The 24,396-nt window shown below is 66.3% G+C and carries 25 protein-coding genes; 12 read left to right on the forward strand and 13 right to left on the reverse strand.

The features are described from left to right. Positions 1-37: 37 nt before the first annotated feature. On the forward strand, positions 38-2,101 hold the full coding sequence (locus ACW17Y_RS15865; RefSeq protein WP_492036635.1) for a DEAD/DEAH box helicase: 2,064 nt from the start codon (positions 38-40) through the stop codon (positions 2,099-2,101). Next, the gene (locus tag ACW17Y_RS15870; RefSeq protein WP_492036636.1) at positions 2,094-3,287 is read left to right on the forward strand and encodes a GIY-YIG nuclease family protein; all 1,194 of its coding nucleotides are present in this window, start codon (positions 2,094-2,096) and stop codon (positions 3,285-3,287) included. Before ACW17Y_RS15865 ends, ACW17Y_RS15870 begins: the two co-directional genes overlap by 8 nt. A gap of 250 nt (positions 3,288-3,537) precedes the next feature. On the opposite strand, the gene ACW17Y_RS15875 is transcribed toward ACW17Y_RS15870, so the two are convergent. Further along, positions 3,538-4,473: a hypothetical protein gene (locus ACW17Y_RS15875; RefSeq protein WP_492036637.1), complete on the reverse strand. Its 936-nt coding sequence runs from the start codon at positions 4,471-4,473 to the stop codon at positions 3,538-3,540. A gap of 146 nt (positions 4,474-4,619) precedes the next feature. On the opposite strand from ACW17Y_RS15875, the gene ACW17Y_RS15880 reads away from it, so the two are divergent. The 4 genes from ACW17Y_RS15880 to trmB all read left to right on the forward strand — a co-directional run bounded on the left by ACW17Y_RS15880 (position 4,620) and on the right by trmB (position 8,022). Continuing rightward, complete coding sequence (locus ACW17Y_RS15880) at positions 4,620-5,369, forward strand: carbonic anhydrase (RefSeq protein WP_492036638.1); 750 nt, start codon at positions 4,620-4,622, stop codon at positions 5,367-5,369. Between the two features lie 98 nt (positions 5,370-5,467). Then, positions 5,468-6,667 (forward strand): methionine adenosyltransferase, encoded by a 1,200-nt coding sequence (metK, locus tag ACW17Y_RS15885; protein ID WP_492036639.1) that lies wholly within the window; start codon positions 5,468-5,470, stop codon positions 6,665-6,667. Between the two features lie 200 nt (positions 6,668-6,867). Then, positions 6,868-7,233 (forward strand): hypothetical protein, encoded by a 366-nt coding sequence (locus ACW17Y_RS15890; RefSeq protein ID WP_492036640.1) that lies wholly within the window; start codon positions 6,868-6,870, stop codon positions 7,231-7,233. Positions 7,234-7,299: 66 nt separating this feature from the next. Next, a complete protein-coding gene (trmB, locus tag ACW17Y_RS15895; protein WP_492036641.1) occupies positions 7,300-8,022 on the forward strand; it encodes a tRNA (guanosine(46)-N7)-methyltransferase TrmB in 723 nt (240 codons plus the stop codon). 69 nt (positions 8,023-8,091) lie between these two features. Here trmB and dapB read toward each other — a convergent pair whose 3' ends face one another. The 3 genes from dapB to dnaK all read right to left on the reverse strand — a co-directional run bounded on the left by dapB (position 8,092) and on the right by dnaK (position 12,121). Beyond that, the gene (dapB, locus tag ACW17Y_RS15900) at positions 8,092-8,841 is read right to left on the reverse strand and encodes a 4-hydroxy-tetrahydrodipicolinate reductase (RefSeq protein ID WP_492036642.1); all 750 of its coding nucleotides are present in this window, start codon (positions 8,839-8,841) and stop codon (positions 8,092-8,094) included. Between the two features lie 22 nt (positions 8,842-8,863). Then, a complete protein-coding gene (gene dnaJ / locus ACW17Y_RS15905; protein ID WP_492036643.1) occupies positions 8,864-10,057 on the reverse strand; it encodes a molecular chaperone DnaJ in 1,194 nt (397 codons plus the stop codon). A gap of 162 nt (positions 10,058-10,219) precedes the next feature. Continuing rightward, positions 10,220-12,121, reverse strand: a complete 1,902-nt coding sequence (dnaK, locus tag ACW17Y_RS15910; RefSeq protein WP_492036644.1) for a molecular chaperone DnaK — start codon at positions 12,119-12,121, stop codon at positions 10,220-10,222. A gap of 318 nt (positions 12,122-12,439) precedes the next feature. Here dnaK and ACW17Y_RS15915 point away from each other — a divergent pair, with 318 nt between their 5' ends. From ACW17Y_RS15915 to ACW17Y_RS15925, 3 genes are all read left to right on the forward strand, one after another. Then, the gene (locus ACW17Y_RS15915; protein WP_492036645.1) at positions 12,440-12,853 is read left to right on the forward strand and encodes a hypothetical protein; all 414 of its coding nucleotides are present in this window, start codon (positions 12,440-12,442) and stop codon (positions 12,851-12,853) included. 11 nt (positions 12,854-12,864) lie between these two features. Beyond that, positions 12,865-13,470 (forward strand): alpha-ketoglutarate-dependent dioxygenase AlkB family protein, encoded by a 606-nt coding sequence (locus ACW17Y_RS15920; RefSeq protein WP_492036646.1) that lies wholly within the window; start codon positions 12,865-12,867, stop codon positions 13,468-13,470. Between the two features lie 74 nt (positions 13,471-13,544). Then, the gene (locus ACW17Y_RS15925) at positions 13,545-14,444 is read left to right on the forward strand and encodes a dienelactone hydrolase family protein (protein ID WP_492036647.1); all 900 of its coding nucleotides are present in this window, start codon (positions 13,545-13,547) and stop codon (positions 14,442-14,444) included. A 27-nt stretch (positions 14,445-14,471) separates the two neighbouring features. On the opposite strand, the gene grpE is transcribed toward ACW17Y_RS15925, so the two are convergent. From grpE to ACW17Y_RS15940, 3 genes are read right to left on the reverse strand one after another with little or no spacing between them, the layout of a single operon-like run. Next, positions 14,472-15,101: a nucleotide exchange factor GrpE gene (gene grpE, locus ACW17Y_RS15930; RefSeq protein ID WP_492036648.1), complete on the reverse strand. Its 630-nt coding sequence runs from the start codon at positions 15,099-15,101 to the stop codon at positions 14,472-14,474. Then, the gene (hrcA, locus tag ACW17Y_RS15935; protein WP_492038317.1) at positions 15,098-16,183 is read right to left on the reverse strand and encodes a heat-inducible transcriptional repressor HrcA; all 1,086 of its coding nucleotides are present in this window, start codon (positions 16,181-16,183) and stop codon (positions 15,098-15,100) included. The genes grpE and hrcA overlap by 4 nt, the downstream gene beginning before the upstream one ends. Continuing rightward, the gene (locus ACW17Y_RS15940) at positions 16,183-16,704 is read right to left on the reverse strand and encodes a GNAT family N-acetyltransferase (RefSeq protein ID WP_492036649.1); all 522 of its coding nucleotides are present in this window, start codon (positions 16,702-16,704) and stop codon (positions 16,183-16,185) included. The genes hrcA and ACW17Y_RS15940 overlap by 1 nt, the downstream gene beginning before the upstream one ends. Before the next feature lie 92 nt (positions 16,705-16,796). Between ACW17Y_RS15940 and rph the strand changes: the two genes are divergently transcribed. From rph to ACW17Y_RS15955, 3 genes are all read left to right on the forward strand, one after another. After that, positions 16,797-17,531, forward strand: coding sequence for a ribonuclease PH (gene rph / locus ACW17Y_RS15945; protein WP_492036650.1), 735 nt, complete (start codon positions 16,797-16,799; stop codon positions 17,529-17,531). 305 nt (positions 17,532-17,836) lie between these two features. After that, complete coding sequence (locus tag ACW17Y_RS15950; RefSeq protein ID WP_492036651.1) at positions 17,837-18,223, forward strand: hypothetical protein; 387 nt, start codon at positions 17,837-17,839, stop codon at positions 18,221-18,223. Further along, complete coding sequence (locus ACW17Y_RS15955) at positions 18,211-18,837, forward strand: YcxB family protein (protein WP_492036652.1); 627 nt, start codon at positions 18,211-18,213, stop codon at positions 18,835-18,837. Before ACW17Y_RS15950 ends, ACW17Y_RS15955 begins: the two co-directional genes overlap by 13 nt. A gap of 56 nt (positions 18,838-18,893) precedes the next feature. Here ACW17Y_RS15955 and pnp read toward each other — a convergent pair whose 3' ends face one another. From pnp to ACW17Y_RS15985, 6 genes are all read right to left on the reverse strand, one after another. Continuing rightward, a complete protein-coding gene (gene pnp, locus ACW17Y_RS15960) occupies positions 18,894-21,128 on the reverse strand; it encodes a polyribonucleotide nucleotidyltransferase (RefSeq protein WP_492036653.1) in 2,235 nt (744 codons plus the stop codon). A 243-nt stretch (positions 21,129-21,371) separates the two neighbouring features. After that, on the reverse strand, positions 21,372-21,641 hold the full coding sequence (gene rpsO / locus ACW17Y_RS15965; protein WP_428151204.1) for a 30S ribosomal protein S15: 270 nt from the start codon (positions 21,639-21,641) through the stop codon (positions 21,372-21,374). 16 nt (positions 21,642-21,657) lie between these two features. Beyond that, the gene (gene truB, locus ACW17Y_RS15970; protein WP_492036654.1) at positions 21,658-22,587 is read right to left on the reverse strand and encodes a tRNA pseudouridine(55) synthase TruB; all 930 of its coding nucleotides are present in this window, start codon (positions 22,585-22,587) and stop codon (positions 21,658-21,660) included. A 2-nt stretch (positions 22,588-22,589) separates the two neighbouring features. Then, complete coding sequence (gene rbfA / locus ACW17Y_RS15975) at positions 22,590-23,045, reverse strand: 30S ribosome-binding factor RbfA (RefSeq protein WP_492036655.1); 456 nt, start codon at positions 23,043-23,045, stop codon at positions 22,590-22,592. Between the two features lie 61 nt (positions 23,046-23,106). Then, positions 23,107-23,793 (reverse strand): DUF2459 domain-containing protein, encoded by a 687-nt coding sequence (locus tag ACW17Y_RS15980; protein WP_492036656.1) that lies wholly within the window; start codon positions 23,791-23,793, stop codon positions 23,107-23,109. Continuing rightward, positions 23,793-24,278 (reverse strand): hypothetical protein, encoded by a 486-nt coding sequence (locus ACW17Y_RS15985; RefSeq protein WP_492036657.1) that lies wholly within the window; start codon positions 24,276-24,278, stop codon positions 23,793-23,795. The genes ACW17Y_RS15980 and ACW17Y_RS15985 overlap by 1 nt, the downstream gene beginning before the upstream one ends. Positions 24,279-24,396 lie beyond the last annotated feature (118 nt).

Here is a 24,396-nt window from a genome sequence, read left to right on the forward strand (position 1 = left end):
TTAGAGCGGGTAAACTTATGCGGAGGAAAATTTAGGTGTGACCCCATCCATCATCCCTTCTGTTTCGCTGCGCACCGGCCAGACTGGCGACTCGACCAAGGCCAATGCGTTCGGAATGCGCGCCATGCAGGAGCGCGCCTACGATCGGCGGGGCGAGCAGTATCTGCTGATCAAGTCGCCGCCGGCATCGGGAAAATCTCGGGCGCTGATGTTCATTGCTCTAGACAAGCTGCACAATCAGGGGGTCGCCAAAGCGATCATCGTGGTGCCGGAACGTTCGATCGGCGGCAGCTTCACGGATGAGGCCCTGTCGAAGTTCGGCTTCTGGTCTGATTGGACGGTCAAGCCGCAATGGAACCTGTGCAACGCCCCCGGTGTCGATGAGCCGCGCGTGGCGAAATCGAAGGTCAAGGCGGTGGGCGAATTCCTGGCCAGCGACGACACCGTGCTGGTCTGCACCCATGCCACATTCCGCTTCGCGGTCGACGAGCTGGGCGTCGAGGCCTTTGACAACTGCCTGATCGCGGTCGACGAGTTCCACCATGTCAGCGCCAATCCGGACAACCGGCTGGGGGCGCAGCTCGCCCAGTTCATCACCCGCGACAAGACGCATATCGTGGCGATGACCGGGTCCTATTTCCGGGGCGACGCAGAGGCCGTGCTGAGCCCAAGCGACGAGGCGCGGTTCGTTACCGTGACCTATACCTATCACGAGCAGCTCAACGGCTACGAGCACCTGAAGACGCTCGACATCGGCTATTTCTTCTACGCCGGCAGCTATCTCGACAGCATCATGAAGGTGCTCGATCCAGACCTGAAAACCATCGTCCACATTCCCAACGTCAACTCGCGCGAAAGCACCGCCGACAAGATCAGGGAAGCCAACGAGATCATGAGCGCGCTGGGCGACTGGCAGGGTGAGGACCCGGCGACGGGCTTCCACCTGATCCGCCGGCCCGACGGGCGTGTGCTGAAGGTTGCGGACCTGGTCGACGACGACGGCCCCCGCCGGGACAAGGTGATCGGCGCGCTGAAGGACCCGGCGCATCGCAGTGACCGCGAACATGTCGACATCATCATCGCCCTGGGCATGGCCAAAGAAGGGTTTGATTGGATCTGGTGCGAGCACGCCTTGACCGTCGGCTATCGCTCCAGCCTGACCGAGATCATCCAGATCATCGGCCGCGCGACCCGCGACGCGCCCGGCAAGGCCTCGGCACGGTTCACCAATCTGATCGCCGAGCCGGACGCCAGCCAGGAACTGGTCGTCGACGCCCTGAACGACACCCTGAAGGCCATCGCCGCCAGCCTGCTGATGGAACAGGTGCTGGCGCCGCGCTTCGACTTCACACCCAAGGACCTCGGCCCTAAGGCGGGGTTCGACTACGGCCCGGCCGGCTATCAGGAGGGCGGCAAGCACGCGAACGTCGGCTTCAATGACAAGACTGGCCAGTTCCACATGGAGATCAAGGGGCTGGTGGCGCCATCGAGCCCCGAGGCGAAGCGCATCTGTCAGGAAGACCTGAATGAGATCATCACGGCCTTTGTGCAGGACAAGACGGTGGTCGAGCGCGGCATCTTCGACGACGAAACCGCTCCGCAGGAGCTGACCCAGTTGCGAATGGGCAAGATCGTGCGCGACCGCTTCCCCGAACTGACCCACGAAGATCAGGAGGCCGTCCGCCAGCATGCCGTCGCGGCGCTGAACATGACGCAGAAAGCCAAGGTCATGATGGTCGGTGGCGACGATCCGGAGCTGAAGGGCAGCACGGCCTTTGTCGACGGAGTGCGCAAGTTTGCCCTGAGCGTCCGCGAACTGGACATCGACCTGATCGACGGCATCAACCCCTTCGAAGCTGCCTATTCGGTGCTGGCCAAGTCAATGAACGAGCAGATGCTGAAGCAGGTCGAGGCGGCCATCGCCGGCAAGCGGGCGGGGATTTCGATCGAAGAGGCCCGCGACCTGGCCAAGCGCGCCCGCAAGTTCAGGGACGAGCGCGGCCGGCTGCCCGACATCAAGTCGCAAGATGCTTGGGAACGACGCATGGCCGAGGGCGTGGAAGTCCTGCGGCGGCATGTGGCGTTGAACCCGAATGGCTGAGCTGAGCGACCTTGAACTGCTGTCGGACCTCGGCGTCGAGATCGAGACGAAGAAGGCCGCCGCCCGCACGCCGCGCGAGGAGCGGGTCATCGCCGGATTCGAGGACATCGTGAAGTTCGTCGACGAGCACGGCCACGCGCCGCGCCACGGCGAGGACCGCGACATCTTCGAGCGGCTTTATGCAGTGCGGCTGGATCGAATCCGCGCCCAGGCTGACTGCCGGGTGCTGGTCGAGCCCATGGACAAGCACGGCCTGCTGAACGGCAGCAGCGGCGTCGCCGAAGAACCGGCCGAGTTTGAGGACGACGCCGATCTGTTGGCGGACCTGGGTGTTGCGCCAGGCGGGGAGGATGACATTTCTGTCCTTAGAAATGTCCGGTCCCGCGAAGAGGTGAAGGCAGCCGAGGAAGTTGCCAACCGCAAGGCCTGCGCCGACTTCGAGACTTTCAAGCCCCTGTTCGCCGCCGTGAAGCGTGACCTCGAAACCGGCGGGCGTGAAACCCGGCGCTTCGGCGAGGACGCGGGGATCAAGGCAGGCGAGTTTTTCATCCTCGGCGGCCAGTTGGTTTATGTGGCCGAGGTGCTCGAATCCTTCGTCACGGAATACGGCCGGCCCGACAGCCGGCTGCGCGTGATCTATGACAACGGCACGGAAAGCGACCTGCTGCTGCGGTCATTGCAGCGGGGGCTGTACAAGGATGAGACCGGCCGCCGGATCACCGACCCGATCGCTGGCCCCTTGTTTGGCCACGAAAGCCAGGACGACGATCTGGAGACCGGGACGATTTACGTCTTGCGCAGCAAGTCTGACCACCCGGACGTCGCCGCCAACCGCGAACTGATCCACAAAATCGGTGTGACAGGCGGGACGGTCGAGGCCCGGATCGCTCAGGCGACCACCGATCCGACCTATCTGTTGGCGGAGGTCGAAATCATCGCAACCTATAAGCTGTTCAACATCAATCGGACCCGGCTGGAGAACGTACTGCACCGGGTCTTCACCCCCGCGCGCCTGGACCTCACGATTCCCGACCGGTTCGGCGACTCCGTCCGTCCGAGAGAGTGGTACATGGTACCGCTACAAGCGATCGACGAGGCCGTCCAAAAGGTCCGAGACGGCTCGATAACCGGTTTCAGATATGATCCCGGCAGAGCCGCTCTGGTGCGGATTGATTCGCCCAAATAGCCGGCTGCAGGCGATAAAGATGGATAGCGCCGCCAGTCGATGGGGGCCCTTTTGGGGGCCCTTCGGAATTTGCGTTTCATGGCACATAACTAAATCAGTTACTTAGCGGATAGATGCGATGCCCCTAAGCGCACCATTTCTTTCTTCTCTGCTGATCCCGACCAAGGGCGCTCGCCATTGCGCAGGCGGACGCATATCTGTTGTGGGACATAGGTCTGGGACCCGACCCGCTACCCGGTCCTCATCACCCTCATGCCGCGTGCGGGCCCGCGATTCGGGCCGCCAGTTCTCGAAGGTAGTCTTGATCCTCCGGCCTGAGCGTCGGCGTCTTTGCCTGCCCTAACGCCTCGACGACGGCGCGCTTTGAAGGCCAGGGGCGCTCAGAAGCCTGCGCCTTGGTCTCGGGTTTCGCCGGTGAGGGACGTTCCGTTGCAGGCGCCTCGGCCTGGGGTTTCATCAGCCCAAGATTCTGGAAGAGCGCGATCCAGTCTGCATCGATGCCGTACCAATCCATTCCGGGCGGTTGTCGCATTTCGCGCACGATGATGCTGCTGGACAAAGGACCGCTGAGATCGATTTTTTCGGTCACCCGATCCGGGCTGTGAATGAACAGCAGATCGAACATGAGACCCGGCGCCCGACGTCTGATTACCTTCACCAGATGATTGAGATCGGCGGAGGTAAAGGTCGCATCATTGAGCCGATCGCCATCCACCCCCACAGACGAGTAGGCGCGGATGAACAGCACCTTTTTGCGAGACGACAGGATGTCGGTCAGGGTCTGCATCTTGTGCGCCATGCGGCTTCGACACGCAGCGATATAGTCGGCGTCGAAGACGACCTGACCATTCTCATCGTGCTGGAAGTCGTGTTCGTAGAGCACGCCATAGTTCGCGCACTGGATCGAGGTCCCGCCTCTGACGCTGATGAACCGCTGTCCCAGCCCGGCGCCCATGTCGGACAGGATCCTCTCGATGGCCTCGAACGGAGTTATGATCCAATCGAAGGGAACGCCGGGCGCAGCCCCGAGGTGGCGTCGGCACTGCTCGGCGACCTGACACGCCGCACCGAGGCCGACGACGGCGTCGTAGCGACCGCCGGCAGCGCGGCGCTTCAAGAGACTTCGACGGCCCGAAAGCTCCGCTGGCAAAGAGGTCTGGCGATCGATCGGAATTGGGTCAGTCATTACTGCTGCATAGCCGCCCCAGCCCAGGACAGGTCCGTGGTTGTAACCATCGGGGGGGAGTACGGTTCCGCTTGGCCTTGGAGGTGGCGGTCTCCCCAAGGCGTCGTCCGCCCTATAGGATCCCCGCGAACGGCGGGGGCTCGATCATGCGGTTTCACATCATCCTGACAGCGGCTCTGGCGCTGGCCAGCGGCGCGGCCGGTTCGGTTTCGGCGCAGGAGCATGCACCGCACGCCCGGACCTGGACCTATGGCGGCGCGACCGGGCCCGAACGCTGGTCCGATCTGGACCCGGCCAACGCGACCTGCGCCGTGGGCCAGCAGGAAAGCCCCATCGATCTGAAGGGCGCGATCACGGCGGATCTGGGCGACCTGGATATCGACTGGTCGCCCATGGTCGCCGCCGCGCGCGACACCGGCCACGCGATCCAGCTGGATGCGCCCGAGGGTTCGACCATGGCGATGGGCGGACAGACCTATCGCCTGCTGCAGTTCCATGTTCACCAACCCGCCGAACATCTGCTGGACGGCCGCCGGTTTCCGCTGGAGATCCATTTCGTCCACGCCGGGCCGGACGGGATCCTGGGCGTGCTGGGCGTCTTCGCCGATGTCGGCGTGGCCAGCGCCCCGCTGCAGGCGATGATCGACAGCCTGGGCTCCCCGGCAGCCGGTCCAGCGCTCGACCCGAATGGCTTCCTGCCCGCCGGCCGCGACTTCTTCCGCTATGAGGGGTCGCTGACGACCCCACCTTGCAGTGAGACCGTGGACTGGGTCTTGTTGAGCGGCCCCACCACCGTGTCCCAGGCCCAGATCGACACTTTCGAGCGGCTGCATCCCGGCAATACCCGGCCGGTCCAGCCCCTGCACCGCCGCTTCCTACTGCGTTCAGGACACTGAGTCGGAGAGCGTTCGCGCGCCTCTCTTGAACATATAAGCATATCTTTATATGTCTCCGGCCAACCCCGCCGCTACGCGGCTGCTCGGAGCGATCCCCTTTGTCCCGTTCTTCCTTCCTGTTCACCTCGGAAAGCGTTTCCGAGGGCCACCCCGACAAGGTCGCCGACCGTATCTCGGACACCGTCGTGGACCTGTTCCTGTCCAAGGATCCCTATGCCCGCGTGGCGTGCGAGACCCTGACGACGACGAATCTGGTGGTGCTGGCCGGCGAAATCCGGGGCCAGGGCATCATGGACACCTCGGGGAACTGGGCCCCGGGCGTGCAGGACGAGATCGAGGCCGCCGTGCGCGCCGCGGTCAGGGACATCGGCTATGAGCAGTCCGGCTTCCACTGGAACAAGTTCGAATTCATCAATCGCCTGCACGGCCAGTCGGCCGACATCGCCGTGGGCGTCGACGCGGCGGGCGAGAAGGACGAGGGCGCGGGCGACCAGGGCATCATGTTCGGCTATGCCTCGAACGAGACGCCGGAGCTGATGCCGGCCACCCTGCAGTACAGCCACAACATCCTGAAGCGCCTGGCCGAGGTCCGTCACGCCGGCGACACCCGCCTGGAGCCCGACGCCAAGTCGCAGGTCACCATCCAGTACGAAGGCGGCAAGCCCGTCCGCGCCACCTCCATCGTCCTGTCGACCCAGCACGCCGCCGGCCTGTCGTCGGAACAGGTCGCCGAAATCGTCAAGCCCTACATCCTCGAAGTGCTGCCGGAAGGCTTCACCGACGAGAACACCGTCTGGCACATCAACCCGACCGGTATCTTCGAGATCGGCGGACCCGACGGCGACGCCGGCGTGACCGGCCGCAAGATCATCGTCGACACCTACGGCGGCGCGGCCCCGCACGGCGGCGGCGCCTTCTCCGGCAAGGACCCGACCAAGGTCGACCGTTCGGCCGCCTATGCCTGCCGCTACCTGGCCAAGAATGTCGTTGCCGCCGGCCTCGCCGACCGCTGCACCATCCAGATCTCCTACGCCATCGGCGTGGCCAAGCCGCAGTCGATCCACGTCGACCTGCACGGCACCGGCAAGGGCGCGGTCACCGAGGCCGTGCTGGAGGACAAGATCCTGGGCCTGATCGGCGGCGCCACCCCGCGCGCGATCCGCGAGCACCTGGGCCTGAACAAGCCGATCTACGCCCGCACCTCGGCCTACGGTCACTTCGGCCGCACGCCGGACGCGGACGGCGGCTTCAGCTGGGAAAAGACCGATCTGGTCGACCAGCTCAAGGCGCTGGCCTGATTCAGAAGACGGGCGGGGCTTGCACTGGTCCCGCCCGTCCACCGGGGCATGTCAGTGACGTGTCCCACCCCCGCAGATGTCCATTCGGCCTCGGGAATGACTGTACCTGACTGCGTTCGGTGAACGGTTGACGCGGCCCGGGCCTTGCAGGCATGTCGCGCAAGGCCCGGCGATGTGCGCCCGGTCGGGGGAATTTTCTGATGAAAACCATGATCATGGGCGTGATGTCCGCCCTCGCGATTCTGGCCGGCGCCGCGCCGGCCTCGGCGGCTCCGGTACAGGACGGCGACTACTACACCTTCGAGCTGATCAACGGCACGCCGTGGACCATCCTGACCTTCCAGACCGGAGAGTCGGGCGGCACCTACAGCCAGGACTGGATGCCCAGCCGCGTCTTGGAGTCCGGCGACACCGTCAACATGCGCTTCTACGATTCCGAAGACGCGTGCGAATACTGGGTCAAGATCGTCTTCGCGGACGGCGACGCCTGGCAGCAGAAGCTCGACTTCTGCGCGCTGGAGTATGTCATCGTGAACGAAGACGGCACCATCGAAGGCATCGAGTAGGCCTGATCGACTTTCGCCGGCCGCACCGATAGGCGCGGCCGGCGATTTTGCGTTATAGGCGGGCCAATGCCCGCTTCCCGACCCAAGAAACCCGGCGACCCTCTGCATCCGCGCGCCACGGGGCCATTGCGTTCGTTCGGCCGCATCAAGTCGCGGGCGATCAAACCCCTGCAGGCGGCTCTGTTCGACAGTCTTCTGCCGTCCATCGCCGTACCCGACCCGGCGCTTGGCCCCATCGATCCCCTGATCCTGATGCCAGGGGCGAAAGAGGCGTGGCTCGAGATCGGCTTCGGCGGCGGCGAGCATCTGGCGGCCCAGGCCGCGCGCCGGCCCGATGCGGTGATCATCGGCTGCGAGCCCTTCCTGAACGGCGTCGCCTCGCTGCTGCGTCACGTCGACGAGGACGGGCTGAAGAATGTTCGCATCCACGCCGACGATGCGCGCGCGGTGGTCCAGGCCCTGCCCGACGGGTCTCTGGACCGGATCATGATCCTGTTCCCCGATCCCTGGCACAAGGCGCGCCACAACAAGCGCCGCCTGATCCAGCCGGCTTTCGCCGCCGAACTGGCGCGAAAGCTCAAGCCCGGCGGCCGGCTGCGCTTTGTCACCGACTGGAAGGACTACGCCGGCTGGGCGCTGGAGCGGTTTCTGGCCACGCCCGGCCTGCGCTGGCTCGCCGACGAGACGGCGGACTGGAAGGTCGCGCCGGAGGACCACGTCGTGACCCGATACGAGGAAAAACGGCTGGGCGACACCGACCCGCTGTTCCTGGAGTTCGAGAAGGTCTGACCCACCCTGTTGCACAGCGACGCGCTCAAGCAACGAGTCGCCGCGCGGCGAGCGATAGCGCCCTTCGCTTCAGGCCTGTTTGAAACCCAGAACATCCTGCATGTCGTAGAGGCCCGGGCGACGCGTGCGCACCCAGGCGGCGGCGGCGACGGCGCCCTTGGCGAACAGGGACCGGTCGATCGCCGAATGGCTGAGGGTCAGGACCTCGTCATCCGAGGCGAACAGGACGGTGTGTTCACCGACGATGCCGCCGCCACGGATCGAGGAGAAACCGATCGTCCCGGTCTTCCGCTCTTCCGAAATCCCGTCGTAGGGGGTGCTGCGCAGTTCCGCCAGGTCGTGGCCGCGCCCCGAGGCGGCGGCCTCGCCCAGCATCAGGGCGGTGCCCGACGGAGCGTCGATCTTCTTCCTGTGGTGGGCTTCGGTGATCTCGATGTCCCAGTCGCGAGCATCAAGACGCAGGGCTGCGTGCTCGACCAGTCCGATCAGGATGTTGACGCCGAGCGAGAAGTTGCCGCTGCGCACGATGGCGACCTTTTCCGCCGCCGCCTGCAGAGCCGCCTCCTGTTCGTCCGAGAAGCCCGTCGAACCGATGACAAGGGCGGGACCGCCGCGCTCGGCGCAGCTCCGGGCGAGGGCGACCGAGGCCTCGGCCGTCGAGAAGTCGATGACCACGTCGCACAGGCTCAGGTCCGGCGTCTCGCCCCAGTCGAAGCGAACGGAGACCATGACGTCCTCCCGCGCATCGAGCGCCTGGGAGACCGCGCGACCCATGCGGCCGCGCGCACCGGAAATCCCGACATGAAACAGTTCGCTCAAGACCAGGCCCCCCGAGCCGAATTCACTGGGCGTTCTCCCGGGTCGACTTCGCGTCGTCTTCCGAGCCGAGGATATCGGCCCAGAACCGCTTGGCCTTGCCCGCGAAGCTCGAGTTTCTCGGGTTCTGGCTGTCGCCGAAGGAGGCGGCCAGTTCCTGCATCAGCTCCTTCTGGCGAGCCGTCAGATCGGTCGGGGTCTCGACGAACAGCTCCACCACCAGATCGCCGCGCTGGCGGCCATTGAGGTGGGGCATGCCCTTGCCGCGAATGCGGATGGTCTTGCCGGTCTGGGCGCCGGCCGGGACCGACACCGGGGCCTTGCACTGGCCGTCGCAGGCCTCGGACACCAGACAGGGCGCCTCGATGTCGCCGCCCAGAGCCGCGACCGTCATCGGCACCGGCACGGTGCAGAGAAGGTCGAGATTGTCGCGCTCGAACAGGTCGTGCGGGGTGACCGACAGGAAGACATAGAGGTCGCCGCGCGGGCCCCCGCGTGTTCCGGCGTCGCCCTCGCCCGACAGGCGGATGCGCGAACCGTCGTCGACGCCGGCCGGCACCTTCAGGGAAAGCTTGCGGGTCTTCCGCACCTGGCCGTGACCGTGGCAGGTCGTGCAGGTGTCGGCCGCCGACAGACGCTGACCCTGACCGCCGCAGGAGGGGCAGGTGCGTTCGACCTGGAAGAAGCCGTTGGCCTGACGCACGCGCCCGGCGCCCTGACAGGTCGAGCAGGTCGTGGGCTTGGCGCCGTTTTTCGCCCCGGAACCCTCGCAGGTCTCGCATGTCGCGGTGGTGGGTACGGCAATCTCGACGTCGGCGCCCTGGTAGGCCTGCTCCAGGGTGATCTCGAGGTCGTAGCGCAGGTCCGAGCCGCGACGCGGGCCGTTCGACTGGCGTCGTCCGCCGCCGCCGAAGACGTCGCCGAACGCGTCGCCGAAGACCTGGGAGAAGATGTCATTGACGTCGTGGAAGCCCTGCTGACCGCCACCGCCTCCGCCGCCAACGCCCGCGTGGCCGAACCGGTCATAGGCGGCGCGCTTCTGGTCGTCCGACAGAACCGTATAGGCCTCGGAGATTTCCTTGAACTTGGCCATCGACTCTTCCGAGCCGCCGTTGCGGTCCGGATGGTGCTCCATCGCCAGCTTGCGATAGGCGGATTTCAGGCCGGCGGCGTCGATGGTCCGCTCGACCGACAGCACCTCGTAATAATCACGCGCCATGCGCAGACGTCCCTAAGCCAACCTCTGACATTCCGATCACGTCTCTTTTTCCAAGGCGCAAGCGGAATGGCGACCCATGAAGGACATGGGCGCAAGGCGGCATGATGCAAGTTTCATGAAAGTCACGGTCCTCCCCCGGATCACGGGGGAGGACCACGACGTTTAGGCGCTCTTCTTCTGGTCGTCGTCGCCCGAGACTTCCTCGAACTCCGCATCGACCACGCCGTCATCGGCGGGCGCGTCGTCACCGGACTGGCTGGCGCTCTGGGCGTACATGGCCTCGCCCAGCTTCATCGAGGCCTGGACCAAGGTGTTGGTTTTGGTCCGGATGTCTTCCGGATCCGTGCCGTCGCGAGCGGTCTTCAGCTCGGCCAGGCCGGTCTCGATCGCCGACTTCTCGTCCGCGCCGACCTTGTCGCCGTGTTCGGCCAAGGCCTTCTCGGTCGAGTTGATCAGGCTGTCGGCGGCGTTCTGGGCCTCGACCAGATCCTTACGGATCTTGTCGGCGGCGGCATTGACCTCGGCTTCCTTGACCATCTTCTCGATGTCGGCGTCCGACAGGCCGCCGTTCGCCTGGATGCGGATCGACTGTTCCTTGTTGGTCGCCTTGTCCTTGGCCGAGACGTTGACGATGCCGTTGGCGTCGATGTCGAAGGCCACCTCGATCTGCGGCATGCCGCGCGGCGAGGGGGGAATGCCCATCAGGTCGAACTGACCCAGCATCTTGTTGTCCTGCGCCATCGGGCGCTCACCCTGGAAGACCCGGATGGTCACGGCCGACTGGTTGTCGTCGGCGGTCGAGAACACCTGGCTCTTCTTGGTCGGGATGGTCGTGTTGCGCTCGATCAGGGGCGTGAAGACGCCGCCCAGGGTCTCGATGCCCAGGGTCAGGGGCGTGACGTCCAGCAGCAGCACGTCCTTGACGTCGCCTTGCAGCACGCCGGCCTGAACGGCGGCGCCCAGAGCGACCACTTCGTCAGGATTCACGCCCTTGTGCGGCTCCTTGCCGAAGAAGGCCTTCACGGCCTCCTGCACCTTGGGCATGCGGGTCATGCCGCCGACCAGGACCACTTCGTCGATGTCCGAGGCCTTCAGACCGGCATCCTTCAGCGCCTTGGCGCACGGCTCGATCGTGCGCTGGATCAGGTCGTCGACCAAGGCTTCCAGCTTGGCGCGCGACAGCTTGATGTTCAGGTGCAGCGGGCCCGAGGCGTTCATGGTGATGAACGGAAGGTTGACCTCGTACTGGGTCACCGAGCTCAGTTCCTTCTTGGCCTTTTCGGCCTCTTCACGGAGGCGCTGCAGGGCCAGCTTGTCCTGGCGCAGGTCGACGCCCTGTTCCTTCTTGAACTCGTCGGCCAGGTAGTCGGCCAGGCGGACGTCAAAGTCCTCGCCGCCCAGGAAGGTGTCGCCGTTGGTCGACTTCACCTCGAACACGCCGTCGCCGATCTCCAGGATCGAGACGTCGAAGGTGCCGCCGCCCAGGTCATAGACGGCGATCTTCTGGCCGTCATTCTTGTCCAGGCCGTAGGCCAGGGCCGCCGCGGTCGGCTCGTTGATGATGCGCAGGACTTCGAGACCGGCGATCTTGCCGGCGTCCTTGGTCGCCTGACGCTGCGAGTCGTTGAAATAGGCGGGCACGGTGATAACGGCCTGGGTGACCTTGTCGCCCAGATAGGCCTCGGCGGCCTCCTTCATCTTGATCAGGGTGAAGGCCGAAATCTGCTGCGGCGAGTAGTCCTTGCCGTTGGCGCGCACCCAGGCGTCGCCGGTCGGACCCTTGACGATCTCATAGGGCACCATGCCCTTGTCCTTCGCCACGACGGGGTCGTCGAAGTTGCGGCCGATCAGGCGCTTGATGGCGAAGAAGGTGTTGGCGGGGTTGGTCACCGCCTGGCGACGCGCGGGCTGACCGACCAGGGTCTCGCCGCCGTCCTGGATCGCAACCACCGACGGGGTGGTGCGGTTGCCCTCGGCGTTTTCGATGACCTTGGGGTTCTTGCCGTCCATGACGGCCACGCACGAATTGGTGGTGCCGAGGTCGATACCGATAATCTTGGCCATGAGCCTGTTTTCTCTCCGTCTGGCGGGCGATGCGGCGGCCTTATCAGAAAGCGCCGCACGTGACCGCCCCCGTTTTGTTTGCGCCGTATCGCGGGGGCGCGAACACGGCAGGTTGGGTTCAATTACCGTGAAACCCCACAGCTTGCGGGGTCTCTCGGGCTGGTCGGGATATGGGAAAGTCGCCATGCCCCGCAAGGGCCTGATGCGTTCCGGGGTCCGAATCAGGCGGAGTCAGGGGTCATCAGGTGCTTTGAGGCTTCTGCTCGGGCATTCTTGGCCTGATTGCGGGTCACGGGCCCGCCAGTTCAGGACCCCGACATGCGCGCCCCGCCTCGCAAGCTCCGCTATTCCGCCCTGGTCACGGCCGTCGGCCTGATCCTGCTCGGACTGGTGGGGACCCAGGCGGAGGCGCAATCGGCGTCGAAGCGGGTGGCCCCGGTTCCCATGCGGGCCCTCATTCGCCAGTCGAACGACGCCTACAATCGCGACGTCCGGATCCACAACCAGACCGGCTGGCCGATGACCTATCTCTACGCCTCGTCAGGCGGGGACTGGGGCGAAGACCTGCTTGGATCCGGCATTCTGTCACCGGGCCAGAGCGTGGTGGTGACGATCGATGACGGTTCGGGCGCCTGCCGCTATTCCCTCCGCGCCGAGTTCGACAACGGCCAGACCCTGCAACGCAGCGGCATCAACGCCTGCCAGGTCGCGGACTATTACTTCACGCGATAAGACTGGAGGGCATGGAGCCCTTCCCCGACCTCCCCGGTTTTCGTTACTGGCCCGGCCGGCTGGATGAGGCCGCGCAGGCCGTGCTGCTGGCCGACATCGAGGCCGCTCTCAAGATCGCGCCCCTCTACCGACCCGTCACGCCGGGCGGAAGGCCGTTCTCGGTTCGTATGAGCAATCTCGGGCCGCTCGGCTGGGTCTCGGACCGCGCCGGCTATCGCTACCAGCCGAACCACCCCGGGACCGGCGCGCCCTGGCCGCCGATCCCGGCCGTCCTGCTGGACCTGTGGACTGACCTGACCGGCTGGCCGGAGCCGCCGGACGCCTGTCTGGTCAATCTCTACCGCGACGACGCCCGCATGGGCCTGCATCAGGATCGGGACGAGGCCGACCTCGGCGCACCCGTCCTGTCGGTCTCTCTCGGCGACACCGCCCTCTTCCGCATCGGCCCGGCGGGCAAGGGACCGACACGGTCCGTGAAACTGGCCTCAGGCGACGTTTGCGCCCTGACCGGCTCCGCCCGGCTGGCCCGACACGGCATCGATCGTCTGCTGGCGGGATCGTCGCGGCTGATCCACGGCGGCGGGCGGATCAATCTGACCCTGCGGCGTGCGACATAGACTCACGGGTCGGTGACTCGACGGGGCCGCCCGGCCTCGTCACAGTCCGCGTCGAAATCGAGAAGGAAACGCCCATGACCGTGCTGACCCGCCCCGAAGGCAACCTCCCGACGGACTTCCACCTGTCGCGCCGCGGCCTGGCGGGCCTGACGGCGGCCGGCGTGTTCACAGGCTACGCGCCTTCGGTCCTGGCGCAGGACGCCCAGCCGGTCTCGACCGACGATCAGGGGCTGGAAACGGCTATGGTCTCCTATCCGTCCGCCGACGGCTTCGACCTGCCAGCCTATGTCGCCCGGCCGGAGGGCCAGGGCCCCTTCCCCGTCGTGATCGTGGTGTCGGAAATCTTTGGCCTGCACGCCTATATCCAGGACGTCTGCCGCCGCCTGGCCAAGGCCGGATACGCCGCCATCGCTCCGGCCTTCTTCGTCCGCGTGGAAGACCCGGCTCCGCTCGCCGACATGCAGCGCATCCAGGCCATCGTCGCCGCGGCCGGCTATGAACAGGTCATGGGCGACATCAACGCCACCCTGGAATGGGCCTCGGGCCAGCTCTGGGCCAATGTCGACAAGGTCGGCATCACCGGCTTCTGCTGGGGCGGCAAGGTCGTCTGGCAGGCCGCGGCCCGGTTCACCGCCATCGACGCCGGCGTCGCCTGGTACGGCCGCCTCGCCCCGTCGCCGACCGCCACGCCGGAGCAGATCGCGGCGGGCCAGCCCTTCCCGGTCGATCTGGCGGCCGACCTCAAGGGCGTGGTCATCGGCAACTACGGCGGCCAGGACCAGGGCATCCCCAACGATACCGTCGCGGCCATGCAGGAGGCTCTGGCGGCCGCGGGCGCGACCGAAAGCGGGATCAAGCTCTACGCCGACGCCCCGCACGGTTTCCACGCGGATTACCGCGCCAGCTACCGTGCGACCGAGGCGGCCGATGGCTGGGCCCGGTTGCTGGCGTTGTTCGAAGCGAAACTGAAGTAAAATCCTCCCGCGATGGGGGAGGAATAATCAGGCCTTGCCGTCGAACGTCCCGCCGTTCGAGCCGGAGGCAGAGCCATAGGGGTTCGTCCCCTGCGGACCCGATCCCTTGGCGGCGACCACGACCATGGCCGGGCGCACGGTGCGGCCGAACAGTTCGTAGCCGGCCTGCATGGTCTGCAGCACCGTCCCCCCCGGAACCTCGGCCGAGGGCTGTTCCATCATCGCCTGGTGCAGGTGCGGATCGAAGGCCTCGCCCGGCCCAGGCGCAACGCGCTTGAGGCCGTTGGTCTCGAACGCCTGCAGCAGCGACTTCTGGGTCAGCTCCAGACCGGTCACCAGACCCGCCTCGCCGGCGTCGGCGTTCTTGGGCGCCGCCATCAGGGCGCGCTCCAGGTTGTCGGCCACGCCCAGCAGGTCCTTGGCGAAGCGCTGGATGGCGAAGGCCCGTGCATCGTTCATCTGGGTCTCGGTGCGACGCCGGACGTTATCGGCCTCGGCCGCGGCCCGCATGGCGCGGTCCTTCCACTCGTCGCGCTCGGCGATCATGGTGTCCAGCGGACCCAGATCGCCGGAGTCGGCGTCCAGCCCGGCCTCGGCATTGGCCAGGGCCTCGTCCAGCTGGGCTTCGAGGTCGTTGGGGTTCGTCGTATCGGTCACGTGTCTTGTCCGTCCAGGATGCGCCCCAGCACCCGGGCGGTGTAGTCCACCAACGGGATAATGCGGGCGTAGTTCAGTCTCGCGGGTCCGATCACGCCGATGGCGCCCAGAACCCGTTGGCGGCCCGTCATATAGGGCGCCGCGACGACAGCGGAACCCGAAAGCGAAAACAGGCGCGTTTCGGCCCCGATAAAGATGCGCACCCCCTGGGCCGCATTGACCCCGTCGAGCAGGCCGATCAGCTGTTCCTTCTGCTCCAGATCGTCGAACAGGACCCGGACCTTCTCCAGATCCTCGGCGGCGCCGGCGTCCTGCAACAGGTTGGCCCGGCCCCGCACGATCAGGGATCGCTCCCGGTCCGCCCCGCCGGACCAGGCCGCCAGCCCGTCCTCGACCAGCCGGGCGGCGGCGGCGTCCAGCTCGCTGCGGGCTGCGGCCAGCTCGGCCCCCATCTCCAGCCGCGCCTCGGACAGCAGCCGCCCTTTCATGCGGGCCGACAGGAAGTTCGATGCCTCCTGCAGGATCGACGGCGTCACACCGGCCGCCAGGGGCATGAGCCGGTTCTCCACCGTGCCGTCATCGGCCACCAGCACCGCCAGAGCCTGACCGGAGCCAAGGGCCACGAACTCCACATGTTTGACGCCGGCGTCGCGCACCGGCGAGGCGACGATCCCTGCCCCGCCCGCCAGACCCGATAGCAGGCTCGAAGCCTCGTTCAGCGCCTCTTCGAAGCCCTTGCCGCGCCCGATCAGGCGGGCGTCGATCTCACGCCGCTCCTCGGCGCCGACGTCGCCGATTTCCAGCAGGCCGTCGACGAACAGGCGCAGGCCGGCGTGGGTGGGGATCCGCCCCGCCGAGGTATGCGGCGCGGCCAGCAGCCCGGCCAGGGTCAGGTCCTGCATCGTGTTGCGGATCGAGGCGGGCGACAGATGCACGCCGCCTTTCGACACGGTCCGTGACCCGACCGGTTCACCGGTCTCCAGATAGGTCTCGACCACGCTGCGGAAAATATCGCGCGCCCGCTGATCCAGCGCGGTCAGTCCGGCGTAGTGGGGCGCCAGCAGGGGGCTCAACGGCGGCATCATGGTCGCGCGTTCCAGTTGGCGCGGGTCAGCCGGTGCACCAGACAGTCGTCCTCGTCGAACATACGCCGTCCTTCGACGACGAACCCGAGCCGCTGATAGAAGCGGTGGGCGGCGACATTGGTATTCAGGGGATCGATGACGATGGCCGTGATCTCCGGCTCGGCGAAGCAATCGTTGATGGCCTGGGTCATCATTGCCGTGCCCACGCCCCGGTTCAACCATTCGGCCGGACCGATCCAGATGTCGATGGCTCTAAGGTTCGGTTCGATCTCCCCCCAGTAGTGGCTGGGCTCCGTATGCGGGTCGCAGATCGCCAGGACCCCGACCGGCTGGCTGTTCGCCTCGGCGATCCGGTAGGTCAGCTCATAGTCCGAGTTGGTCAGCTCGTCGGTCCAGTCGGGCCCGTCGAAGGCGATCTCCAGCAGCGGGTCGTCGCTCGAGCAGGCGATCACATGCGGCTCGCGGTCCCACGCAGCCAGCAGAGGCGCGTCCTCCGGCGTCGCCGGCCGAAGTCGCACGCTGATGTCTTGCGGGTTCTTGGGGGGATACAGGCTCACCCTTTCAGGATAAGCAGCCCGGCTCGATACGCCAACGTCTTCAGGACATCCTCATGCGCCCCTCCGAACGCACCCCCGACCAGCTCCGCGCCGTGACGCTCGAGACCGGCGTCAACCGCTACGCCGAGGGCTCCTGCCTGGTCTCGTTCGGCCACACCAAGGTGCTGGTCACAGCCTCGATCGAGGAAAAGGTGCCGGGCTGGATGCGCAACACCGGCCAGGGCTGGGTCACGGCCGAGTACGGCATGCTGCCCCGCGCCACCCACACGCGCGGCAAGCGTGAGGCCTCCGCCGGCAAACAGTCGGGCCGCACCCAGGAAATCCAGCGTCTGATCGGCCGTAGCCTGCGCGCCGTCGTCGATCTGAAGGCTCTCGGCGAGCGTCAGGTGCTGATCGACTGCGACGTCATCCAGGCCGACGGCGGCACCCGCACCGCCTCGATCACCGGGGCCTGGGTCGCGATGGCGACCGCGCTCGGCTACCTGCGCGCCGAGGGCGTGCTGAAGACCGACCCGATCCTGGACCAGGTCGCGGCCATCTCGTGCGGCATCTTCGACAACACGCCCGTGGCCGACCTCGACTACGAGGAGGATTCGAATGCCGAGGCCGACGGCAACTTCGTCCTGACCGGCTCGGGGACGATCGTCGAGATCCAGGCGACGGGTGAAAAGCGCGGCTTCTCGCGGGCCGAGTTCGACCGGCTGTTCGAACTGGCCGAGGCCGGCTGCAACGACCTGTTCAAGCTCCAGAAGGCCGCCGTGGACGAGGCCCTCGCCCGCCCGCGCTGAGTTTCGCGCCCTTGATGTGAATTTATTCTTGCCGCTCTCTTGCGGATAGGCGGCCGCGCCCCAGATTGAGGGAGCGGGTCTTTGACAATTCAACGCCGTTTCATCGGTCCTGTCCGATGGCCCTCGGGAGATCGGACAGGGATCGAAACGACAACCGTTTGATTTTGCAGAGACGGCCCGGGGTTTTCGTCCGTTTCGTCCGTTTTGTCCGTTTCGTCAGGGTGTTTTTCGCGGACGAAACGGACTTTCCAGCGACACAGAACAGCGTCATCGTAACGCCTTCCAGATCGCCCGGAGACGTCGCCATGGTTCGTGTGCCCGCCGCCCTCGCCCTTGCGTTCAGCCTGTCGCTCGCGGCCTGCGGCTCGCCCGAGACCACCCCCGCCGCCGGAAAGGCCGCGACCGCGGAACCCGCCGTCGAACAAACGCCGGTCATGCCCGAGGACGCACCTCCGCAAGAGGACGCCGGCGTTCCGGAGGGCGAACTCCTGGGCGCCGCCGACCGGACCTGCACGGACAGCATCGGCGAGGCCGCCGCCGTCCGGCTGGCGGAACGCTGCACCATGGTCAGCCCGGCCAGCCATCCGCCGTGCAACCCCGCCAACGCCTGCGCCCTGATCCAGGATGAGATCGACCGCTCCTGCGGCCAGTACGGCCCCGGTGAGGCCAGGCCTGCGGAGTGCTCCGCCTGATCGAGGACGGCGAACCGACCCGTGAGATCGTCGTCACGGTTCCGGGCGTCTTGCTCGACCCCGACGAGGCCGTTTTTGATCACCCCGGATCGCCCATCAATCTGATGGCGCCGAAATGGGTGCTGGTCGGCGTTCCGATCGTCATCGGCACGCTGATCCAGCTGTTTCGCGTGCCGATGGGCCCGATCTGGATCAGCGCGGCGCTGTTTCTCGGACTGATCGCCCTCGTCGTCGTCCTGTGGAAGCTCCGGGACCTCTCGCGGACCCGCACGATGCGCACGTTCGCCCGCAGCCGCTTTGGCGGACAGGCTCTGGACTGGCGGCTGGACGAGACCGAGGTCCGCCAGACCGGCCCCTTCCTCGATACGGTCGTGCCCTGGTCCGCCTTCGTCCATGTGCTGGACCAGCCGAAGGCCTTCGTCTTCGTCCTGTCGGGCACGACCGTCATGATCCTGCCACGCCGCCTGCTATCGGAGGCCCAGCAGGCGAACGTGCGCACCCTGATCGACCGGGCCCGGGACAGGGGTCTGATCGGCGACATGCCGGCCGATCTGATGCCGCCGTGGGGCCTGATCCGCGACAGCGTGCGCGAGCGCTACGCTCCGGACGCATAGAAAAAGGCCCCGCTGTTTCCAGCGGGGCCTCGTTCATTCAGCTGTGACGCCGAAACCTAGTCGCGACGCGGACGGCTGCGACCGCGGTCACCGCCGCCTTCACGCTTCTTGCCGCCGCCGCCGGTGTCTTCGGTCAGGGGGGGCTCGCCGCGTTCGGCGCGTTCTGCGTTGATCTTGTCCGTCAGGTCTTCACCCGTGGCCTGATCGACGATCTTCATCGACAGCTTGGTCTTGCCGCGATCGTCGAAGCCCAGGAACTTGACCTTGACTTCCTGGCCCTCGGACAGGACGTCGGCCGGGTTGGAGACGCGTTCCAGCGAGATCTGGGACACGTGTACCAGGCCGTCCTTGGCGCCGAAGAAGTTCACGAAGGCGCCGAAATCGACGACCTTCACGACCTTGCCGGAGTAGATCATGCCGGGCTCGGGCTCGGACACGATCGACGAAATCCAGTTCTTGGCGGCGTCGATCTTCTCCTGGTCCGAGGCAGCGATCTTCACCGTGCCGTCGTCCTCGATGTTGATCTTGGCGCCGGTCTTTTCGACGATCTCGCGGATGATCTTGCCGCCGGTGCCGATGATGTCGCGGATCTTGTCGACCGGAACCTTGATGGATTCGATCTTCGGAGCGTACTCGCCGAGCTCGGTGCGAGCGCCGTCGATGGCCTTGTCCATCTCGTCGAGGATGTGAAGGCGGCCGGCCGAAGCCTGGGCGATGGCCTTCTTCATGATCTCTTCGGTGATGCCGGCGACCTTGATGTCCATCTGCAGCGAGGTGATGCCGTCACGGGTGCCGGCGACCTTGAAGTCCATGTCGCCCAGGTGATCTTCGTCACCCAGGATGTCCGACAGAATGGCGAACTCGCCCGAGGGCTCCAGGATCAGGCCCATGGCGATGCCCGACACGGGCTTCTTCAGGGGCACGCCCGCGTCCATCAGCGCCAGCGAGGCGCCGCAGACCGAAGCCATGGAGGACGAACCGTTGGACTCGGTGATCTCCGACACGATGCGGATCGTGTAGGGGAATTCTTCCGAGGTCGGCAGCATCGGACGGATCGCCCGCCAGGCCAGCTTGCCGTGACCGATTTCGCGACGGCCCGCGCCGCCCATACGACCGGTCTCACCGACCGAGTACGGAGGGAAGTTGTAGTGGAGCAGGAACTTCTCTTTGTAGGTGCCTGCCAGCGAGTCGACGTATTGCTCGTCTTCGCCGGTGCCCAGGGTGGCGACCACGATGGCCTGGGTCTCACCACGGGTGAACAGAGCCGAGCCGTGAGTGCGCGGGAAGACGCCGACTTCCGAGACGATGTCGCGGACCTTGTCGAGCGCCCGGCCATCGACGCGGTGAGCGTTGTCGATGATGTCGCGACGCAGGACGTGGGCTTCGCATTCCTTCCAGGCGACGCCGAACTTGGCGCTGTCGACACCGTCCGGATTCTCATCGGTCTTCACCAGAGCGGCCGAGGCCTTCTTCTTGGCGGCGCCGACGGCTTCATGACGCGCATGCTTGCCGGGGTGGGTGTAGGCGGCCTTGATGTCTTCGCCGACGAGGCCCTGGATCTGGGTGACGACGTCGGAGTGGTCCTCGGCGGTGAAGTCGAACGGATCCTTGGCGGCGTGCTCGGCCATTTCGATGATCGCATCGATCACGGGCTGCATGCCGCGGTGGGCGAACATCAGGGCGTCCAGCATGACCTGCTCGGACAGTTCCTTGGCTTCGGACTCGACCATCATCAGGGCGTCCTTGGTGCCGGCGACGACCAGGTCCAGCTGCGACTCAGGCAGTTGGTCCAGCGTCGGGTTCAGCACGAACTCGCCGTCGATATAGCCGACGCGCGCGGCGCCGATCGGGCCCATGAAGGGCACGCCCGACAGGGTCAGGGCGGCGGAGGTGGCGACCATGCCGACGATGTCGGGATCGTTCTCGAGATCGTGCTGCAGCACGGTGATGACGACCTGGGTCTCGTTCTTGAAGCCCTTGACGAACAGCGGGCGGATCGGACGGTCGATCAGGCGGCTGACGAGGGTTTCCTTCTCGGTCGGACGGCCTTCACGCTTGAAGTAGCCGCCCGGGATCTTGCCGGCGGCGAAGGTCTTTTCCTGGTAGTTGACGGTCAGCGGGAAGAAATCCAGGCCCGGCTTGGGCGCGCGACCGTAGACGACGGTGGCCAGGACGATGGTCTCGCCATAGGTGGCCAGAACGGCGCCGTCGGCCTGGCGGGCGATACGACCCGTTTCCAGCGTCAGCGGGCGGCCGGCCCAGTCGATCGTCTTGCGTTTGATATCGAACATGTTTCGTCTTTCGTAGCCCGGGCGGCGTATTCCGCGCGGGATCCCATCAGTGGGGCTGGAGCGTCGGGCGTTCAGTCCTTCGGTCCAAGGATCGTCGCGCCATCGCGATCGACCCGGGAAAAAGAGGACCGGTCTGGCCCTCGCGTCTGCGCAGTTACAAAACCGCTGCGCGCGGCTGGTCTCTGGATGCGGAAAGAGGCGCGGACGTGGCCCGCGCCTCGAAACTGTTTCCGCGTGCTGCGCTTAGCGGCGCAGGTTCAGCTTGGTGATCAGAGCGGTGTAACGCTCGCGATCGACCTTGACGAGGTGGTCAAGAAGGCGACGACGCTGCGAGACCATCTTGAGCAGGCCGCGGCGCGAGTGGTTGTCCTTCTTGTGGGTCTTGAAGTGCTCGGTGAGGTTGGCGATGCGTTCCGAAAGGATCGCGACCTGGACCTCGGCCGAACCGGTGTCGCCTGCGGTGCGGGCGTTCTCGGTGATGACTTCGTTCTTACGCTCGGGCGTAATCGACATCGTGTTTCTCCAGAAATTAGAGATTGAATACGCGGTCGGGTTCTAGCCGGCCGGCCCGCATCTGACCGAGAGCGACGAGGGTCTGACCCTGAAAGGCTGAAACGGTTCTGGAGCCGTCACGAAGGCGGCTCTTGAGCGTCTCGACCTGTCGGGGGAGCAGAACGATCGGTCGTCCCTGACGAAGCGAGAAGGCGTCCTGTTCCGTAATGGCCAGCTCCGGGATGTCGTCCAGGGCGGTCGAAACGGGCAGTAGGCCTTCCAAGGCGGCGTCCCTATGCACCAGATCGGTCAGGAAATCCAGCGTGACGCTGTTCTCGACGGAAAACGGCCCCACCCGCTCGCGGCGCAGGGCCGAGACATGCCCTTCGGCGCCCAGCATGACCGCCAGATCGCGGGCCAGCGAGCGGACATAGACGCCCTTGCCCGTGCGGATGGTCAGTTCGACATGGTCAGCGTCGGGCGCATCAGTGACCTCGGCCTCGTATATGGTGACCCGGCGCGACTCCAGCTCGAAGTCGGCGCCCTCGCGGGCCAGGTCATAGGCGCGCTGGCCGTCGACCTTGATCGCGCTGAACCGGGGCGGGGTCTGGTCGATCTCCCCGACGAAGGCCGGCAGGGCCGCGCGGACGGCCTCGGGCGACGGGCGCACGTCCGAGCGGGCGATGATCTCGCCCTCGCGATCGACGCTGTCGGTCGAGACGCCCCAGTTGATCGTGAAGCGATAGACCTTCTCCGCCTCCATCATGAAGGGCACGGTCTTGGTCGCCTCGCCGAGCGCGATGGGCAGGATGCCGGACGCCAGCGGATCCAGCGTCCCGGCATGGCCGGCCTTCTGCGCGTCAAACAGGCGGCGGACCTTCGACACCGCGTCAGTTGATCCAAGCTCGCACGGCTTGTCCAGGCACACCCAGCCGTTGACGACGAGGCCTCTCTTCTTGCGACCCACGCCTAGTCCTCGTCGTCTTCGACGGGCGGCACGAAGGAATCGGCGCGGACGCGGGGGTCGTCCAGCAACCGGTTCAGGCGCTCGGCGGCGGCGAAGCTCTCGTCGTGACGGAAACGCAGGTCCGGCGTGAAACGCATGTCAATGTGCCGGCCCAGGGCGCCCCGCAGGAATTTGGCGTGGGCGTTGAGCGCCTTGATGATCTCGTCGATGTGTCCGGCCGTGTCCGACGTCTCGATCCCGGCGCCCAGGGGTTCGACGAAACAGGTGGCGTGCTTCAGATCGGGCGACAGGCGGACCTCGGTCACCGTGACCGACACGCCGATCAGCGCAGGATCGCGGATCTCGTTCTCGCGCATGACCTCGACGAGGGCGTGGCGGATCATCTCGGAGGCCCGCAGCTGGCGCTGGCTGACGGTACCGGCCTTGGCGGCGGGCTTGGAGGATTTTCGGTTGCTCATGGCGTTCGTCCTGTTCGCCGCCGGGGATCGGACCCGGCCGGTAAAAGCGAAGGCGCGGGGTCTAGTCCTGTCTGGCGGCGGTGTCCAATTGGGCGCGATCCACCGCAGCGATGATCTCGGCGGCGGTGACTGAGCGCAACGGACGGATCGGCAGGCCCGCCGCATTCAACACCCGGGCGGTCCAGCTGTTGCACAAATAGCCGATCCAGAAATGCTCCCGACTGGCGAAGAAGTGCGCTCCGTCGCCGTCCCGCGCCGTGGACAGACGAGGCCTGGCCTCCACCAGGGAGAGGGAATCCTCTACCCGGCCGCGCAGACCGGCGAAGGCCGCCGGCGACAGGACGAGAGTGCGACGGCTTTCCGGCGTGAACCGGCTTGCAGGATCGCCTGCTTCCGGGTCCAGCATCACGACCGAGGCGTTGCCCGGCCGGAAGAAGGCGCGCAGGCCGTCGGGAATCCGGTCTTCCATCGGCGAGGTGTCGACGAAGAATTTCGCATCGCCCCAGCCGATCAGGATCCAGTCCCCTGCCCCGACCGACCGTGACGCCTCGGCCAGTGGTCCGCCGCCGGCCTCGAGCGCTGCACGCGGCACGGCGAGGTCGGTATGGAATCCATTGTTGAGTACGTGGACGGTGACGCCGGCCTCGGGCGGGCGGGCCGTCGCCGGATCGCCCGGACGGGTCCAGGTCCACAGAGCCGCGCCCAGCCCCAGTAGGCCCGCCAGCAGCATCGCCCCCACGATCCGCATCAGTCGCCGTCTTCGACCGAAGCGCGAGGCGGCAGGCTCCATTCGCCGCGATAATTGTAGGACAGGGTCACGCAATGGCGGAACGTTCCGTCGGACCAGCGCCCCGCGCCGTGCATGACCATCGGCCGCCCCGCCCTGACGCTGCCGACGACAAGGAAGGTGGCTTCGGCGCCGGGACAGAGGGCCCGCGCCAACCCCCGGCCGTCGCCTTCCTGTGCGATAGAATAGACAGCGCCTGCCCCGGCGCCCTCGGGCAGGGTTCGTCGCGCCTCATCCGGGCCGCCGCGCGAGATGGTCGCAGACCCCCGGGCCGTGGTGGAGATGATGCGGCGGACGCTGACCGCGCCGAACCAGCCGCGCTCGACCTCCAGCGTCACGCCGCGCGTCAGGGCGGTCGTAACCCGGTCTGACGGGTCGAAGGCGAGATAGCGGGTGTCGGCCGTCGCCGGCGTGGCGATGGCGACGAGCGTCAGAACAGCGAGCATACGGTGAAGCATGGCGTCACTTGATACCGCGACTTGCGGCGGAAGGGAGGCGGCGGCTCCTCCCCGTCGCTGCGCGACAGGGAGGAGACAACCGCGCTCAAGCAGCGAGACGCCGCGC

This window comes from Brevundimonas sp. AVps7 (assembly GCF_058681545.1).

Coding starts and splice junctions, on each gene's coding strand:
- ACW17Y_RS15980 (WP_492036656.1), bottom strand. CDS start 23,793: ATGCGGATCGTGGGGGCGATGCTGCTGGCGGGCCTACTGGGGCTGGGC.
- dnaJ (WP_492036643.1), bottom strand. CDS start 10,057: ATGGCGCGTGATTATTACGAGGTGCTGTCGGTCGAGCGGACCATCGAC.
- rpsO (WP_428151204.1), bottom strand. CDS start 21,641: ATGTCGATTACGCCCGAGCGTAAGAACGAAGTCATCACCGAGAACGCC.
- hrcA (WP_492038317.1), bottom strand. CDS start 16,183: ATGCCGCCGTTGAGCCCCCTGCTGGCGCCCCACTACGCCGGACTGACC.
- ACW17Y_RS15890 (WP_492036640.1), top strand. CDS start 6,868: ATGAAAACCATGATCATGGGCGTGATGTCCGCCCTCGCGATTCTGGCC.
- dnaK (WP_492036644.1), bottom strand. CDS start 12,121: ATGGCCAAGATTATCGGTATCGACCTCGGCACCACCAATTCGTGCGTG.
- pnp (WP_492036653.1), bottom strand. CDS start 21,128: ATGTTCGATATCAAACGCAAGACGATCGACTGGGCCGGCCGCCCGCTG.
- ACW17Y_RS15915 (WP_492036645.1), top strand. CDS start 12,440: ATGCGCGCCCCGCCTCGCAAGCTCCGCTATTCCGCCCTGGTCACGGCC.
- ACW17Y_RS15880 (WP_492036638.1), top strand. CDS start 4,620: ATGCGGTTTCACATCATCCTGACAGCGGCTCTGGCGCTGGCCAGCGGC.
- ACW17Y_RS15950 (WP_492036651.1), top strand. CDS start 17,837: ATGGTTCGTGTGCCCGCCGCCCTCGCCCTTGCGTTCAGCCTGTCGCTC.
- rph (WP_492036650.1), top strand. CDS start 16,797: ATGCGCCCCTCCGAACGCACCCCCGACCAGCTCCGCGCCGTGACGCTC.
- ACW17Y_RS15875 (WP_492036637.1), bottom strand. CDS start 4,473: ATGACTGACCCAATTCCGATCGATCGCCAGACCTCTTTGCCAGCGGAG.
- ACW17Y_RS15925 (WP_492036647.1), top strand. CDS start 13,545: ATGACCGTGCTGACCCGCCCCGAAGGCAACCTCCCGACGGACTTCCAC.
- ACW17Y_RS15870 (WP_492036636.1), top strand. CDS start 2,094: ATGGCTGAGCTGAGCGACCTTGAACTGCTGTCGGACCTCGGCGTCGAG.
- rbfA (WP_492036655.1), bottom strand. CDS start 23,045: ATGAGCAACCGAAAATCCTCCAAGCCCGCCGCCAAGGCCGGTACCGTC.
- ACW17Y_RS15985 (WP_492036657.1), bottom strand. CDS start 24,278: ATGCTCGCTGTTCTGACGCTCGTCGCCATCGCCACGCCGGCGACGGCC.
- ACW17Y_RS15920 (WP_492036646.1), top strand. CDS start 12,865: ATGGAGCCCTTCCCCGACCTCCCCGGTTTTCGTTACTGGCCCGGCCGG.
- trmB (WP_492036641.1), top strand. CDS start 7,300: ATGCCCGCTTCCCGACCCAAGAAACCCGGCGACCCTCTGCATCCGCGC.